We start from the raw sequence: 15,845 nt of genomic DNA on the forward strand, positions 1-15,845 counted from the left end.
TGTGTGGTTGAGAGCGGCGCCGCCGCGACCGGATATCCCCCTTGAACATCTCCCTCTACACCATCTCCGTCTGGGTGCTGCCGCTCCTGATCGCCATCACCTTCCATGAGGCGGCGCACGGCTTCGTCGCGCACCGGCTGGGTGACAACACCGCCTGGCAGCTCGGCCGCGTCAGCTTCAATCCGCTGAAGCATATCGATCCCTTCGGCACGGTGGTCCTGCCCGCCGTGCTGTTGCTGTCGCAGTCGCCCTTCCTGTTCGGCTATGCCAAGCCGGTGCCGGTCAATTTCCGCAATCTCAAGCATCCCCGGCTCGACATGGTCTGGGTGGCGCTGGCCGGCCCCGCCACCAACATCATTCTCGCTCTGGTTGCCGCACTGGCATTCCACTTACTCCCATTCGTCCCGCCGGACAGCGCGCGCTGGGTCGCGGACAATCTCAAAAACGCCTTCCTCATCAATATCGTGCTCGCGATCTTCAACATGATGCCGATCCCGCCGCTGGATGGCGGCCGGGTGGCGGTCGGGCTCTTGCCCCGGCCGCTCGCTGAGCCGCTCGCGCGCCTCGAGCCCTACGGGTTGCTGATCCTGATCGGGCTTTTGATCTTGCTGCCCCTGCTCGGTTCGCAGCTTGGTCTCAATCTTGATATTATTTCCGCGATACTGCGGACACTGACCGGCTATGTGATAGGTGCGCTTCTCCTCATCACCGGCAACGCCTAGGTTGAGAAAAAATCGCGAGGGCCTCTTGATCAAAGCTGCCGATATGCTGATCGCTCGACGTGCGGACACCCGTGCCAGAGCGGACTTCGCGACCTGGAAAATGCTCGCCAAGCTGAACGGCTCGTCGTCCTTGTCGGCCGACGCGCAGAACTTCCTCGGCACCTACAACAAGCTCCTGGAGCAGATGCCGGAGCTTGAGGCGAGCGAGGCCACCATCAAGCTGATGTACAAGAGCTATTATGCCGAGATGGGCGGTGCCGGCACGCCGCCCGACGTCCCCGCCCCCTCCCGCGAGCCGGTCGCCGACCGCGGCAATGTCACCGCCTTCCGCCGCCTCCCCGCCAAGAAGCCGGGGGTATCAGGCCCGATGGGCAAACGGCCGCTGCCTGTGGCGCTGATCTTCGCCTGCCTCGTCGTGGTCTACGTCGGCATCCGCTATTTCTGGCGCTAGAGCCGCGTTGCAGCCGTAGGATGGGTAGAGCGAAGCGAAACCCATCATTCGCGCAGCTTGCTTTGAGACCGATGGGTTTCGCTTCGCTCTGCCCATCCTACGAGCTAATCCGCCCTGTGCCTCAATCCGTTACTTCGGCTTCTTGAAGTTCACGTCGAGGCTGAAGGCGAATTGGTCTTCGGTGAGTTCGGCTGGCGGCGCGGGGACGGGATCGGAGCGACGGACCATCGAGATGGCTGCGTCATCGAAGGCCGGGTCGCCTGAGGACTCCGCGACAGCGACGTTGACGATGTTGCCGCGACGGTTCAGCACGATGCTGACCTTCACGGTGGTCGCCTTGCTCTTGTTGTGCGGATAGCGCTTGTGGAGCTCGAAATAGGCGCTGATCTTGCGGCCCCAGTCGGCGGTCAGCTTCTGCCTGTCCTTGCCGATGCCGCGATTGGGGGCCTTGGCCTGCTCGGCCTCCGGCGCGTTCTCCTCCAGCGTCTGCCGCGCGGTCGCTTCCTGGGCGGGCGCCTCCTCGGAAGCCTGGGTCTGGACGGCCTGGACCTTGGGATCGTCTTCCTGGGGCTTCTTCGAGTCGTTCTGCGTGACGATGCGGTCGGGGTCTTCGGACTCGTGCGGCACGTCCTTTGGCAGGTCGGTCTCCTTGACCTCGGCCTTCTGCTCGGAGAGCTGCGGAGCGGCCTGCGACGCATCGGCGTCGGGACCTGGCGGCAGATTCTCCTCCTCGACCTTGGGCGAGGCCATCTCCACCGCGAACTCGGCGGCATTTGCACCCAAGCCGTCGCCGACGTCATCGCCGCGCAAATTCGCAAGCGCCAGCGCCGCGCCGCCAACATGCAGCGCAAGCGCCGTCGCTGCGGCGCAAATCCATAGCCGTCGGGAAGGCTTCTGCTCGAGATCGAGGTCAGACATCGCTGTCCGTCGTCAAGGTTTTGCCGGTTCGGCGGCTTGCGGTGCGGCAGGAGCGCCGGGAACACCTTCGAGCGTCACCAGCTTGACCCTGTTGTAGCCGCCCGAGCGCAGGATTTCCATCACCCCCATCAGCTCGCCATAAGGCACCGCGCGATCCGCGCGCAGGAATACATACTTATCCTTGCTCATGTCGGCCAAGGTATCGAGCGAATGCACCAGCTCAGTGCGCTTGACCGCATTTTCGCCGATCGCAAGCGTCAGATCCGACTTGATGCTGACATAGGTCGGCTTATCCGGCTTCTTCTGCGGCGTCGCGCTCGACGTCGGCAGATCGATCGGCAGGTCCACGGTGGAGAGCGGCGCGGCCACCATGAAGATGATCAGCAGCACCAGCATGACGTCGATGAATGGCGTGACGTTGATCTCGTGCGATTCCGCGAAATCGTCGTCGTCGCCGTCATTGTCCGCGATCGAGACAGCCATCGCCTACTCCGCCGCCGTGCGCGAATGTGCGCCGCTGGACACGCTGACATTGGTGCGGTCGAGGTCGCGCGACAGCAGCCGCGCCGCCGCGCCCGAGGCACGGCCGACCAGTTCCAGATAACCCTTCGTCACCCGCGAGAAGTGATTGTAGATGATCACGGCCGGGATCGCCGCGACGAGGCCGATCGCGGTCGCGAGCAGCGCCTCGGCGATGCCGGGCGCGACCACCGCGAGGTTGGTGGTCTGCGATTTCGAGATGCCGATGAAGCTGTTCATGATGCCCCAGACGGTGCCGAACAGACCAACGAAGGGCGAGGTCGCGCCGATGGTCGCAAGCAGGCCCATCCCGACGCGAATGCGGCGGCCTTCGGCACGTACGATCTCGGCAAAGCTCGATGCCGCGCGTTCCTTGATGCCGGCGTCGCTGGAGATGCCGGCCGACAGTCGCCCTTCCCGCATCGCCGCGGCGATCAGGGTCGACAGCACGCTGCCCTTGGCGCCGAGCGCGAACTGCGCTTCAGCCAGCGAGCGCACATCGCTGATCTTGGCGAGCGCGGCGCGCAACTTGCGCTGCACGACGGTAAGCTCGATCATCTTGGCGATGAACACCGTCCAGGTCACCAGCGATGCAAAGGCAAGACCGATCATCACCGCCTTCACGACGATGTCGGCATTCCAGAACATCACCCAGGGCGACAGTTCCTTCAGTCCGGCGATGGTCGCCGATTTCTTGCCGTCGCCCTCGGCGGGCGCTGCACTGACCTCTTGAGTTCCCTGCGAGGCAACCGACGCGGCGGCAGAGGGTGACTGCGCCGGCGTCGTCGCCTCTGCCGGTGGTTGCGGCGCGGCGGGAGCAGTCTGTTGCGCGACAGGCGCAGATGGAGCGGGGGCGGCGGGCGCCATCTGCTGCTGCGCCGACGACGGTGTCGTCAGCGCGGCCAGCGTCAGCACGGAGAGTGCAAGAAGTGTCGCGCGGGTAGTTAGAATGTTCATACTTCGGCCCAGTGGCGTATCAAGTTGTGATAGATGCCGGTCAATTTGACCGTTTCGGGATCGTCTCGCCCAAGCCGCTCCACCAAGGCCTGGATAGCGGTGTCCAGATCGAAGATCAGACTGCGAGCGTGCGCATCCCGTACCATGCTCTGCAGCCAGAAGAAAGACGCAACCCGCGCGCCCCGCGTCACCGGCGTGACCAGATGCAAACTAGAAGCAGGATAAAGAACGAGGTCGCCGGCCGGCAGCTTCACTTCATGCGAGCCGTAGAGATCTTCGATGACGAGCTCGCCGCCATCATATTCGTCCGGCTCCGATAAAAACAGCGTAACCGAGAGGTCGGTGCGTATCCGCAAGCCGGTGAGATGGTCTCCCCTCACCGCGTTGTCGACATGCAGACCGAAATGATGACCGTCGGTGGCGACGTAACGGTTGAACAAAGGTGGAAAGATTCTAAGTGGGATCGCCGCCGAGATGAAGCGCGCACTGGCCGAAAGCGCCGACAGCACGCGGTTGCCGAGCTGGCGTGCAACCTCGCTATCCGGCGGCAACTGCTCGTTGCGCTTCACCAGCGCCGATGCGGCGCCTGCCGTCGAACGTCCATCCTCCCAGGCGCTGGCATCCATGATGCGACGGAAGTCAGCCACATCGGTCTTGCTCAGCACATTCGGAACGCAAATCAGCATGCCCTGTCGTTTCAGAACCGTGCCGATACGACGAGATAGGCGGCGCGACCTGGCGCTTCGAGCACGAACGGAGCCGGGCTCTGATACAACGCGTCGTAATAAAGCTTGTTGAAGATGTTGTTCACGAACAGTTTGACTCTCCAGTTCTTGTTGAGCTTCGCCTCCGCGAACGCATCGAAGCGCCAGTAGCTCGGCAATTGCGTGCCCTGGTTCGCCGCGAGGAACGTGCCGCCATAGATCTTGGAACGGTAGACCGCCTGCCCACCGATCTCCCACATGTCCGTGAGCTGGTACTTCGTCAGCAGGCTGAACGATTGATGCGCGACGTTGGCGAGCGGCAGGCCGACATTGGTGGTGTAGAGAATCGTGTTCGCGGGCGGAACGAGCGATTTCGTCACCTCGGACTGCATCAGCACCAGTCCGCCGAACACGCTCCATTTGTCCGTGATCTTGCCGCCAAGGCCGAGGTCGATGCCGCGGATGCGGTAGGCAGCGCCGGCACTGATGCAGGGCACGGTGCCGCTTGTGTTCGCGGGATAGGGACAGGATGCGGTGGCGGTCGCCGGCGTGATATTGACCGATTCACGCGCGTTATCCTTTTCGGTCTGGAATAGCGCCGCCGTCACCAGCAGGTGCCGATCGAACAACTCCCATTTGGTGCCAAGTTCGATCGCCGTGTTCTTCTCGGGACCGAAGATCTGATTGGTGTTACCGTTCAGCACCGGCGAGAGGCCGCCATACGCCGTGCTGGTGCCGTCGAACTCCGCACCGACGGGATTGGAAGAGGTGGCATAGGCCGCATAGACACTCGCGATCGGAAGCGGCTTGAGCAGGAGGCCCAAATTGAAATTCGGCAAACCGAACTCGGCCGACTGCGTCCCGAACACGTTGGGCACGCCGTTCACCGTGCCGAAGCCGCTCGTGTTGATCTTGTAATTGTCGTAGCGGATGCCGCCGTTGAGGATGACGAGATCGTTGTAGTTGACGGTGTCGAGCAGGTAGCCGCTCGTGGTGTCGATCCCGATCTTGGTCGGGAGACCTGCGAGCGTCGGGGTCGTGCCGAACGGCAGGAATGTGTATTGCGGGTTGAACACGCTGACACCCGTGACCGAGCCCGTGCCCGAGAACGGCGCGCCAATGGCTTCCGAACTCAAGCCGGTATACTTGTCGATGCTGGAGCGCTCCTGCGACACTTCAACACCGGCGAGCGCCGTATGGCGCCAGCCGCCAGTGTCGAATTTGTAGGTGGCCTCGGTCTGGTTGGCCAGCGTATCGGTGGTCTGATAGCGGCTCTGCGGATTGGCCGACAACGTCGAGAAAATGAGCGGATTCCTGAGGACCGGCGCCTCAGGCAGCGTGCCGATGTAATTCAACAGCGAGCGCGAGGCCCTGGTCTTGTTGCTGAGCGTAAGATCCGGCGTGACCTGCACCTCGGCGTTGATGGTGCCGATATCCTGCTTCACCTGCGAGAAGTCGCGATCGTTGAAGCCGTACCAATTGTTTCGGTTGACGCCGAAATCCGGGAACGGGCCGCCTGCCTTGCTCGCGGTGCTCGGCCGGAAATAGGGCACGCCGAAGTCCGGCAGGCCGTGAATATCGGTGTGAATGTAGCCTGCAGTCACCTTCACCGCATCGATCGGTGTCCACTTCGCCGCAACGAACCCGCCGCCGCGGTCATCGGACACGTAGTCACGGCCGGCAACGCCCGCGTCCTGGAACAGGCCGCCCGCGCGCACGGCAAGCGTCGGGCTGATCACCTGGTTGACGTCGAGCGTGACGCGCTTGGTGCGGTCGGTGCCGAACGTCGTATCCATGTTGTAGAAGCTGCCCTCCGTCGTCGCCTGCTTGGTGACGATGTTGATGGCGCCGCCGGTGGTGCCTCGGCCGGCGAATGAAGAGCCGGGGCCGCGCAGGATTTCGACCTGCTCGGTGAAGAAGTTCTCGCGGACGCTGACGCCGGCGTCGCGCACGCCATCGATGAATATGTCGTTGCGTGCATCAAAGCCGCGGATGAAGAAGCGGTCGCCGAAGGCGTTGCCGCCCTCGCCCGTGCCGAGCGTGACACCGGCAGTGCTCAGCACGGCCTGTCGCAACGTGGTGGCGTTCTTGTCGTCCAGCACTTGCCTGGAGAGCACCGTGATCGTCTTCGGCGTATTCAGGATCGGCTCGGGAAACTTTCCTGACGCCTGCACGCGATCGACCTTGTAAGGCGCGGCAGGATCCGCATAGGGATCGCGATCGGCATTGAGCCCACCGGCGTTGGGATAAGGCACGGCCGCAACCCGCGTCTGCTGCGTGCGACGTGACGCGCGCCTGAGTGCGGTGCGGGCGCGGACCTGATCCGGTGTCGGCTTGGTGTTGGCCGGCCGCGGCCGCGCCACGGGCGCTTCCACATTCACCGGCGGCAAATTGGGCTGTTGCGCTTCGGCGCCGGAAAACGATGCGACCGCGATCAGGCCCGCAACCGTCGACACTTTCTTGCCCGAGTAGCCCTCAAGCCGTTCGCCGGCCGAGTTGATCGCCACCTCGAAACGCAGCGACCTCGGCGTCTTTATGTTGCTCATCACTCGCCCCCGCGATGAATTCTGATTTATGCGCTTTGATACGCGACGATGTGTCTCGGGGCGGTGGTATCGGCGACGAAATTTCGGGTCAACGCGAATGCGTGGATCGCTCGTTTGAATCGATCCAGATCAGAACGCTTCTAATCTGACTATTTCAAACTATTCTAATAACGATTCTAAAGAGCAGGAAAACCGCTGCGAAATCAAGCACCGCACAGTTCGGCGGTAAACGAAGCTTAATCGGCGCTCGGCGGCTTCATCAGCGAGAACAATTCGTCCACTGTCCGCTGTGCGACCTGACGCACGCGATCGGTGTTCTCGCCTGCAATATTCACTCCATTCACCACCGCTTTGATCTCGTCGCGGAAATCGGTGAGAAAACGCAGCGGATCCTTCTGTTCGTTGGCGACGCGCGCGATCAATCCCGTGATCAGGATCTGGCAGGCCATCATGCGTCCGTTCAGCTCGTCCATCGCTCACCCCGATTTCGCTCGCGGGCTGCGATATGACCGACATCGAGTCCGGATTCAACCGGGAGAGAAACTCCCTCTCCCGCTTGCGGGCGAGGTGACGTGCTTTATTTCACCGCAACGTCCGGGCCTTCGCCGAGCGACTTGATGCGATCCTTAAGGTCCCGCAGCGTCTGAAGGCTGGCCTCGATCCGCTGATCGGGAATGTCGCGCAGCACGTCGGTTGCGATCGCATCGCGCAGGCTGTCGAGATCGTCGACCAGCTGCCGGCCGCGATCGGTGAGGAACAGGCGGTTGGCGCGGCGGTCCTTCGGATCAGGCCGGCGCTCGAGCAGCCCGTGCTCGACCAGTCGGTCAAGCAGTCGCACCAGCGAGATTGGCTGCAGTTCGAGCACATCAGCGAGATCGACCTGCGACAGCCCCTCCTGCTCCCGCAGCCGAAACAGCACGATCCATTGCGCGCGCGTGGTGCCACGCGTCTTCGCACGATGGTCGATATAGTTACGCAACAGGCGTGAACTCTCGACAAGCTGCGAAACAAGCTGGCGTTTCAGATCGAGCGACATGTCGGTTTCAACGGACGGATCGAGGCTTCAGGAACGCGCTCCTAAACCTTTCCAAATGTTTAGGATTCTCAAGTGTTAGTGTGTGTACGCATTAAGTGCTGACGCATTATATGGTTTCCCCGGAACGGTTTTAAACACCTATAATTGTCTCCGAACCCATGAGCGCGCATGTCCAAGTCACGAACGATAGGCTGGCTCTTGCTGGTCGCCGCCGTCGGCGCCGCGGGCTATTTTGGCTGGCAGCGCTATGGCGTGGGGCACACCAAAGCTGACGGGCAAAAGACTGCCGCCGTTGCCCGTCCGCCCGTCCCGGTTCGGATTGCAGGTGTCGAAACCGCCGATTTCCCGGTCTATTTGACCGGCCTCGGCACCGTGCAGGGCTTCAACACCGTCCAGGTCCGCACCCGCGTCGACGGACAGATCATGAAGATCGCCTTCCAGGAAGGCCAGCTGGTCAACAAGGGCGACGTCCTGGTGGAGATCGATCCGCGCCCGTATCAGGCCGCGCTCGACCAGGCCACGGCCAAGAAGCAGCAGGACGAGGCGAATCTCGCCAACGCCAAGCTCGATCTGCAGCGTTTCACCCGGCTCGGCGAGTTCGCCACGCGCCAGCAGACTGACACCCAGCGCTCCATGGTCGCGCAGTTGACGGCGCAGATCGCCGCAGATGATGCGGCGATCACGAATGCGCAGACGCAGCTCGATTACGCGACCGTTAAGGCGCCGATCACGGGGATCGCCGGCCTGCGCCAGGTCGATGTCGGCAACATCGTCAATGCCGCGACCCAGACCGGCATCGTCTCGATCGCGCAGATCGAGCCGATCGCGGTGATTTTCACCGCGCCTGAGGACCAACTGCCTGACATCAAGGCGGCGCTGGCGGCCTCCCCGCCCAAGACCATCGCCTACTCCACCGACGGCAAGCGCCTTCTGTCCACCGGCGTTCTCGCGCTGATCAACAACCAGGTCGATACGACCAGCGGAACCATCCGCCTGAAGGCGGTGTTCGAGAATAAGGACCACGCGCTGTGGCCGGGCCAGTCGGTATCGACGCGGCTCCTGGTGCGGACGCTGAAGGATGCGACCGTGGTTCCCGACGATGCCGTCCAGCATGGCACGGACGGGCTTTACGCGTATACTATCAGCCAGGAGAACAAGGCGGAGCTGCACCGGATCAAGGTCAGCTACTCGATCGACGGCAAATCCGTCGTCGATGAGGGGTTATCGCCGGGCCAGCAGGTGATTACCTCGGGCCAATACAAAGTCTCGCCCGGCGTGCTCGTCAGCACCGCGGTCGCGAGCTCGGATGCGACGCAATCCAAGGTGAAGCCGGAATGAGCTACGGCATTTCCGCTCCCTTCATCCGCTACCCCATCGGCACCTCGCTGCTGATGGCCGGCATTCTTTTTGTCGGCCTCGTGGCGTATCCGCTGCTGCCGGTCGCGCCGCTGCCGCAGGTCGACTTCCCGACCATCCAGATCACCGCGAATTTGCCCGGCGGCAGCCCGGAAACCATGGCGACCTCGGTGGCGCAGCCGCTGGAACGCCAATTCGCGCAGATCCCTGGCGTCGCCCAGATGACCTCGACGAGCTATCTCGGCACCGCATCGATCACCATCCAGTTCGATCTCAATCGCAGTATCGATGGCGCCGCCAACGACGTACAGGCCGCCATCAACGCGGCGAGCGGCCAATTGCCGAAGAACCTGCCGTCGCCGCCGACCTACCGCAAGGTCAACCCGGCGGACTCCCCGATCATGCTGCTATCGGCGACCTCGGAGACGCTGCCGCTGACCGAGGTGAGCGATGCCGTCGACGCGCAGCTTGCGCAGCAGATCAGCCAGATCTCCGGCGTGGCCCAGGTCATCATCGGCGGTCAGCAGAAGCCGTCGGTACGGGTCCAGATCGATCCGGCCAAGCTGGTGGCAAAGGGCCTGTCGCTGGAGGACGTGCGCGCCGCCATCACCAGCGCCACCGTCGACAGTCCCAAGGGCAATATCGACGGCGACACCCGCGCCTATACGATCTACGCCAACGACCAGCTCCTGCAGGCCGCCCCCTGGAACGACGTCATCATCGCCTACCGCAATGGCGGCCCGTTGCGAATCCGCGATATCGGCCAGGCCGTCGCCGGGCCGGAAGACGCCAAGCAGGCGGCCTGGGCCAACGGCCAGCGCGGCGTGTTCCTGGTCATCTTCAAGCAACCCGGCGCCAACGTCATCGACACCGTCGACAAGATCAAGGCAACCCTGCCGCGGCTGGTCGCCGCGATCCCGCCGTCGATCAAAATCGACGTCATCAGCGACCGCACCACCACGATCCGCGCCGCGGTCGAGGATGTGCAATTCACGCTGCTGCTCACGATCGGGCTGGTCGTGATGGTGATCTTCGTGTTCCTGCGCAGCTTCTGGGCCACGGTCATCCCAACTGTGACCGTGCCGCTCGCCCTGCTCGGCGCCTGTGCACTGATGTGGGTGTTCGGCTACACGCTGGACAACCTGTCCCTGATGGCGCTGACCATCGCCGTGGGTTTCGTGGTCGACGACGCCATCGTGATGCTGGAGAACATCACGCGCTATATCGAGGAAGGCGAGAAGCCGATGGCGGCCGCCTTCAAGGGCGCGAGCGAGATCGGGTTCACGATCGTCTCGATCAGCATCTCGCTGGTCGCGGTGCTGATCCCGCTGCTCCTGATGGGAGGCATCATCGGGCGCCTGTTCCGCGAATTCGCGGTCGTGCTGGCGATGACGATCTTCGTCTCGATGTTCGTGTCGCTGACGCTGACGCCGATGATGGCCTCGCGCTTCCTGCGGGCTCATGGCGAGACCAAGCACGGCCGGTTCTACCAGATCAGCGAGCGTGGCTTCGACGCCATGCTGCGGGGTTATCAAAACGTGCTCGACCTCGCATTGCGCTGGAAGTTCACGACGCTGATGATCTTCTTCGCGACGCTCGGCCTGTCGGTCTACCTGTTCGTGGTCATCCCGAAGGGCTTCTTCCCGCAGCAGGACGTCGGCCTGATCACTGCGACCTCGGAAGCCAACCAGGACATTTCCTTCGTCGACATGAAGCGCAAGCAGGAGGCGCTCGGCAAGATCGTGCTCGCCGACCCTGACGTCGCGACGGTGGCCATGGCCGTCGGCGGCAGCGGCCGGGCGGGCAACAACGGCGCCATGTACATCACGCTGAAGCCGCGCGACCAGCGCTCCGCCAACGCGCAGCAGATCATCGCACGCCTGCGGCCGAAGCTCGAGCAGGTCGAAGGTGCCAGATTGTTCATGCAGGCGGCGCAGGACGTTCGCCTCGGCGGCCGGCCGACCCGCACCCAGTTCGAATTCACGCTGCAGGACGCCAATCTCGCCGAGCTGAACGAATGGGCGCCGAAGATTCTCGCGAAGATGCAGACCTTGCCGGAACTGCGCGACGTCGCCACCGACCAGCAGACCAACGGCACCACGCTCGAGCTGAAGATCAATCGCGACACCGCCTCGCGCTACGGCATCCAGCCGCAGCTCATCGACGACACGCTGTATGATGCGTTCGGCCAGCGCCAGGTGACGCAATATTTTACCCAGCTCAACAGCTATCACGTGATCCTGGAAGTATTGCCCGAGCTGCAGGCCGGCATCGACACGCTGAACAAGATCTATCTGAAGTCGCCGCTGACCGGCGAGCAGGTGCCGCTATCGACCTTTGCGACCTGGACCAGCGTGCCGGTGCGGCCGCTGTCGATCAGCCACCAGGGCCAGTTCCCGGCGATCACGATCAGCTTCAACCTGGCGCAGGGCGTGGCGCTAGGACAAGCGACCGATGCGGTGCAGAAGGCGATGGTCGAGATGGGTGCGCCGCCGACGCTGAATTCGAGCTTCCAGGGCACCGCGCAGGCGTTCCAGCAATCGCTGAGCACGGTGCCGCTCCTGATCCTCGCGGCGCTCGTGGTCGTCTATTTGATCCTCGGCATCCTCTACGAGAGCTACATCCATCCGATCACCATCCTGTCGACGCTGCCCTCGGCCGGCGTCGGCGCGCTCGCGATCCTGATGGCGGCCGGCTTCGATTTCAGCCTGATCGCACTGATCGGCATCATCCTCTTGATCGGCATCGTCAAGAAGAACGGCATCATGATGGTCGACTTCGCGATCGCGGCCGAGCGTGACGATCACCTGGAGCCGGAGGCCGCGATCCGGCAAGCCGCCCTGCTCCGCTTCCGCCCAATCATGATGACGACGATGGCAGCGCTGCTCGGCGGCGTGCCCTTGATGCTCGGCACCGGCACAGGATCGGAAATCCGCCAGCCGCTCGGCTACGCCATGGTCGGCGGCCTGATCGTGAGCCAGGCGCTGACGCTGTTCACGACGCCGGTGGTCTACCTCTATCTCGACAAGCTCTCCAATATATTCGCGGGCTGGAGCAGCTCGACGGATGCGGAGGACGAGGAGCATCGGCGCGAAGAGCGTTCCGTCAAGGAAGCCGCGGAGTGAGCTGTTCGTAGCCCGTAGGATGGGTAGAGCGAAGCGAAACCCATTGGTTGCCGCCGCGAAAAAGATAATGGGTTTCGCTTCGCTCTACCCATCCTACAAAGTCGCATTAGCCGCCGAGATATGCCTTCTGCACTTGCGGGTCCTGCGCCAGCGCGGCGGCGGTGCCTGAGAGCACGCTCCTGCCCACCTGGAGCACGGTGGCGAAGTCGGAGACTTCCAGCGCAAGCTCGATCGATTGCTCTGCAAGCAGAATCGTCAGCCCCTCGCGATGCAGCCGGCCGAACGTCTCGTACATCGACTCCACCACGGCCGGCGCCAGGCCAAGCGACGGTTCATCCAGCATCAACAGTTTCGGGTCGCTCATCAGCGCGCGGGCGACGGCGAGCATCTGCCGTTCGCCGCCGGACATGGTGCCGGCGCGCTGGCTGCGGCGCTCCTTCAAGCGCGGGAAGATCTCATAGACGCGCTCCAGCAACGTCCTGATGCGCGTCTTGTCCTGCAGCGGGGTGGCGCCAAGCAGAAGGTTGTTCTCGACGCTCTGCTGCACGAACAGCCGCCAGCCTTCCGGCGACAAAGCAAGGCCCTTGCGCACGATCGCGAACGCGCTCTGCCCCGCGATCGCCTCGCCGTTGAAGTGGATGCTGCCGGCATACACCGGGATCAGGCCAGCGATCGCGTTCAGCGTCGTGGTCTTGCCGCCGCCGTTTGAGCCGAGCAGCGCGACCACGCTGCCCGCGGGCACGTCCAGCGAGACGTCGGAGACGCCGATCAGGTCGCCGTAGCGCACTTCGAGATGTTCGAGGCTCAAGAGCGGCCCGGTCATGTCGCCGGCCCGCCCATCAACTCGATCGGGGTGTGGCCGGCGGCAGCCTTGGCGGCGCGGGTGCCGAGATAGGCCGCGATGACGGCCGGGTTGGACGTCACCTCGCGCGGGCTGCCGCGCGCGATCTCCTTGCCCTGGTGGAACACCATCACCCGGCTCGCCAGCGACATGATCACTTCCATGATGTGCTCGACGATCACGAGCGTGATGCCGGAGCGGTGGATGTCGCGTACCAGCTCGATCGCAAGCTGCACCTCGCGCTGCGTCAGCCCTGCCATCGCCTCGTCGAGCAGCAACACTTTGGGTTCGGTCGCCAGCGCCCGCGCGATCTCCAGCCGCTTGCGGCCGGGCGTGCCGAGCGAGCGCGCCGGCGCATCCGCAAGCCGCATCATGCCGACCCGCTCCAGCACCGAGCAGGCTTTGGTCTCGGCCTCGACGCGATGCGGCGTGCGCAGGAAGGCGCCGATCATCACGTTCTCCAGCACCGTCATGCCCTCGAAGGTCTGCGGCACCTGGAAGGTGCGCGCCAAGCCGAGCTGTGCGCGCGCCTCCGGCGACAGCTCCGTGATGTCGTGGTTCTCGAACAGCACTTGGCCCGATGTCAGCGCGAGATCGCCGGTCAGGCAATTGAAGAAGGTGGATTTGCCGGCGCCATTCGGCCCGATCAGGCCGAGGATATCGCCCCGCCCCAGCGTGACGCTGGCCGCATCGACCGCCTTGAAGCTGCCAAAAGCCTTGGTGACCCCGCGCGCTTCAAGAAGCATGGCCGGCCTCTTGCGCGATGCTGTCTTCCATCGGCTTGGCCCGACGCTTCGCCCACAGACGATTGATCAGGGCCAGGATGCCGCCGGGCTGGAAGCGCGCGATCAGCACGATGATGGCGCCATAGACGACGAAGGTCAGGCCGGCGCCCTTGCCGCCCAAGAGGCTGTTGGAGATTTCCTCGAGCGGCACCAGGATTGCAGCGCCGACGAATGGGCCGAACAATAGTCCGGCGCCGCCGAGCGCCGCCATGATCAGGATCTTCACCGAGATCAGGATGCCGAGCCCGGACTCCGGATCGACGAAGCCGAACATCATCGCATAGAGCGCGCCGGCGACGCTGGTGAGCCCTGCGCTCAGCATGTAGGCGTAAAGTTTGATGCGGCTCGCAGGCGCGCCCAGCGAACGCGCCGCGCGCTCGGAATCCTTGATCGCGCGAAGATAGAAACCCATCCGGCTGCGAGTCATCCACCAGGTGATGGCAAGCGTGATGATCAGGACCGCCAGGAACAGATAGTAATACGGCAGCGCGGAGATGAAGGAGAGATCGAACACGTTGCGCGCCACGGTCGGGCCGCTCAGGCCAACGGCGGCGCCGAGATATTCGGTGTTGGTAACGATCAGCCGCGCGAGCTCGGCGACCGCGATCGTCGCCATGCTGAAATAGTGGCCCGACAGCCGCAGCGTCGGCCGGCCGATCACGGCCGCGATCAGCACGGCAAAGACGATGCCGGCGGGAATTCCGACCAGTGGCGACAGCGCGAAATGCGTATACGCGCCCATTGCGGCATAGGCCCCGCAGCCGAAGAACACGACGTGGCCGACCGAAATCTGGCCGGCGTAGCCGCCGACGATGTTCCACGCCGAGGCTGCGATCGCATAGAGCAGGACCAGCGCGCCGAGCCGTTGCTGGAACGGCGTCGTGAACACCAGCGGATAAGCGACCACCAGCGCAAGCGCGATCAGGAGCCAGAGCGTGCGCCGCATCACGTCTTGCCCATCAGGCCCTGTGGCCTGAACCAGAGGAAGCCGAGGAACAGCGAGTACACCACGATGTCCTTGTAAACGGCGCCGATCAGATAGCCCGATAGCGACTCGATCACGCCGATCAGCAGCCCCGCGATCAGCGCGCCGGGCACGCTGCCGAAGCCGCCGAGCGAGACCGTGACGAAGGCGACGATGCCGAGCGTCTCGCCGACCGTCGGCACGATGTAGAAGAAGGTCGCGATCAGCGCGCCGGCAAGGCCGGTGGCGCCGGCCGCGATCGCCCAGGCGATCGCCTGCATGCTGTCGGGCCGGATGCCCATGAGCTGCGCGGCCGTCGCATCCTCCGCGACCGCCAGCATCCGCGAGCCGAGCGTGGTGCGCGTCAGCAGAAGATGCAGGGCGAGTGTCACCACCAGCGCGACCACGCCGGCCAGCAGGCGCGAGGCCTGGATGCGGATGCCGAAGATGTCGAAGGTGCCGCCGACGAGGTTTTCCGGCAGCGACAGGAAGTTCGCGCCAAACCACCAGAACACCGAATAGCGGAGCAATAGCGCCAGCCCGAAGGTGCCGAGGATCTGCGCCAGCATCGGCCCCTTCATGATGTCGCGGATCAGGCCGAAATAGACGATGACGCCGAGGGTGGCGAGCAACAGCGTCGCGAGCGGCGCGCCGATCAGCGGCCCGCCGCCGAGCAGCGTGTAGACGACGAACGCGACGTACATGCCGAGCATGACGAAATCGCCATGGGCGAAATTGACCACGTTCATCATGCCCCAGACCAGCGTCAGCCCGGAGGAGAACAGCGCGTAGACAGCTCCCAGCAGGAGGCCGCCGACGATCACCTGAACAAGCGTGAAGGTCATGGATGTGCGCGTGACGTTTCTAGTTGAATGAGTTCACCGGGTGCCCTCGGACCACCTCTTCCATCGGGAGAGGTCG

At 63.8% G+C, this 15,845-nt stretch carries 15 protein-coding genes; 4 read left to right on the forward strand and 11 right to left on the reverse strand.

Features of this window, described 5'->3' with window-relative positions; translation table 11 throughout:
* Positions 1-41: 41 nt before the first annotated feature.
* Both ACZXDY_RS16170 and ACZXDY_RS16175 read left to right on the forward strand, forming a co-directional pair.
* Positions 42-722 (forward strand): site-2 protease family protein, encoded by a 681-nt coding sequence (locus ACZXDY_RS16170; RefSeq protein ID WP_028164597.1) that lies wholly within the window; start codon positions 42-44, stop codon positions 720-722.
* Positions 723-765: 43 nt separating this feature from the next.
* Positions 766-1,173: a hypothetical protein gene (locus ACZXDY_RS16175; protein WP_464346220.1), complete on the forward strand. Its 408-nt coding sequence runs from the start codon at positions 766-768 to the stop codon at positions 1,171-1,173.
* A 129-nt stretch (positions 1,174-1,302) separates the two neighbouring features.
* Here ACZXDY_RS16175 and ACZXDY_RS16180 read toward each other — a convergent pair whose 3' ends face one another.
* The 7 genes from ACZXDY_RS16180 to ACZXDY_RS16210 form a co-directional block, all read right to left on the reverse strand.
* Positions 1,303-2,091: a cell envelope integrity TolA family protein gene (locus ACZXDY_RS16180; protein WP_464346172.1), complete on the reverse strand. Its 789-nt coding sequence runs from the start codon at positions 2,089-2,091 to the stop codon at positions 1,303-1,305.
* 12 nt (positions 2,092-2,103) lie between these two features.
* Positions 2,104-2,574, reverse strand: coding sequence for a TonB system transport protein ExbD (exbD, locus tag ACZXDY_RS16185; protein WP_028164594.1), 471 nt, complete (start codon positions 2,572-2,574; stop codon positions 2,104-2,106).
* A gap of 3 nt (positions 2,575-2,577) precedes the next feature.
* Entirely contained in the window at positions 2,578-3,567 is a 990-nt protein-coding gene (gene exbB, locus ACZXDY_RS16190) for a tonB-system energizer ExbB (RefSeq protein ID WP_464346173.1), read from the reverse strand.
* The gene (locus tag ACZXDY_RS16195) at positions 3,564-4,253 is read right to left on the reverse strand and encodes a Fe2+-dependent dioxygenase (RefSeq protein WP_028164592.1); all 690 of its coding nucleotides are present in this window, start codon (positions 4,251-4,253) and stop codon (positions 3,564-3,566) included. The genes exbB and ACZXDY_RS16195 overlap by 4 nt, the downstream gene beginning before the upstream one ends.
* An 11-nt stretch (positions 4,254-4,264) precedes the next feature.
* On the reverse strand, positions 4,265-6,817 hold the full coding sequence (locus ACZXDY_RS16200) for a TonB-dependent receptor (protein WP_464346174.1): 2,553 nt from the start codon (positions 6,815-6,817) through the stop codon (positions 4,265-4,267).
* Positions 6,818-7,053: 236 nt separating this feature from the next.
* Positions 7,054-7,290, reverse strand: a complete 237-nt coding sequence (locus ACZXDY_RS16205) for a hypothetical protein (protein WP_028164590.1) — start codon at positions 7,288-7,290, stop codon at positions 7,054-7,056.
* Positions 7,291-7,394: 104 nt separating this feature from the next.
* A complete protein-coding gene (locus ACZXDY_RS16210) occupies positions 7,395-7,853 on the reverse strand; it encodes a MarR family winged helix-turn-helix transcriptional regulator (RefSeq protein ID WP_130227791.1) in 459 nt (152 codons plus the stop codon).
* 168 nt (positions 7,854-8,021) lie between these two features.
* Between ACZXDY_RS16210 and ACZXDY_RS16215 the strand changes: the two genes are divergently transcribed.
* A complete protein-coding gene (locus tag ACZXDY_RS16215) occupies positions 8,022-9,191 on the forward strand; it encodes an efflux RND transporter periplasmic adaptor subunit (RefSeq protein ID WP_028164588.1) in 1,170 nt (389 codons plus the stop codon).
* On the forward strand, positions 9,188-12,334 hold the full coding sequence (locus ACZXDY_RS16220; protein WP_464346175.1) for a multidrug efflux RND transporter permease subunit: 3,147 nt from the start codon (positions 9,188-9,190) through the stop codon (positions 12,332-12,334). Before ACZXDY_RS16215 ends, ACZXDY_RS16220 begins: the two co-directional genes overlap by 4 nt.
* 106 nt (positions 12,335-12,440) lie before the next feature.
* Here the strand turns inward: ACZXDY_RS16220 and ACZXDY_RS16225 are convergent, their stop codons facing one another.
* The 4 genes from ACZXDY_RS16225 to ACZXDY_RS16240 are packed head-to-tail and all read right to left on the reverse strand — an operon-like array spanning position 12,441 to position 15,769.
* Positions 12,441-13,157, reverse strand: coding sequence for an ABC transporter ATP-binding protein (locus tag ACZXDY_RS16225; protein ID WP_464346176.1), 717 nt, complete (start codon positions 13,155-13,157; stop codon positions 12,441-12,443).
* Entirely contained in the window at positions 13,154-13,921 is a 768-nt protein-coding gene (locus ACZXDY_RS16230) for an ABC transporter ATP-binding protein (protein WP_464346177.1), read from the reverse strand. The genes ACZXDY_RS16225 and ACZXDY_RS16230 overlap by 4 nt, the downstream gene beginning before the upstream one ends.
* Positions 13,911-14,906 (reverse strand): branched-chain amino acid ABC transporter permease, encoded by a 996-nt coding sequence (locus tag ACZXDY_RS16235; RefSeq protein WP_464346178.1) that lies wholly within the window; start codon positions 14,904-14,906, stop codon positions 13,911-13,913. Before ACZXDY_RS16235 ends, ACZXDY_RS16230 begins: the two co-directional genes overlap by 11 nt.
* A complete protein-coding gene (locus ACZXDY_RS16240) occupies positions 14,906-15,769 on the reverse strand; it encodes a branched-chain amino acid ABC transporter permease (RefSeq protein ID WP_130227785.1) in 864 nt (287 codons plus the stop codon). Before ACZXDY_RS16240 ends, ACZXDY_RS16235 begins: the two co-directional genes overlap by 1 nt.
* Positions 15,770-15,845 lie beyond the last annotated feature (76 nt).

It is taken from the genome of Bradyrhizobium sp. LeoB3 (assembly GCF_055456055.1).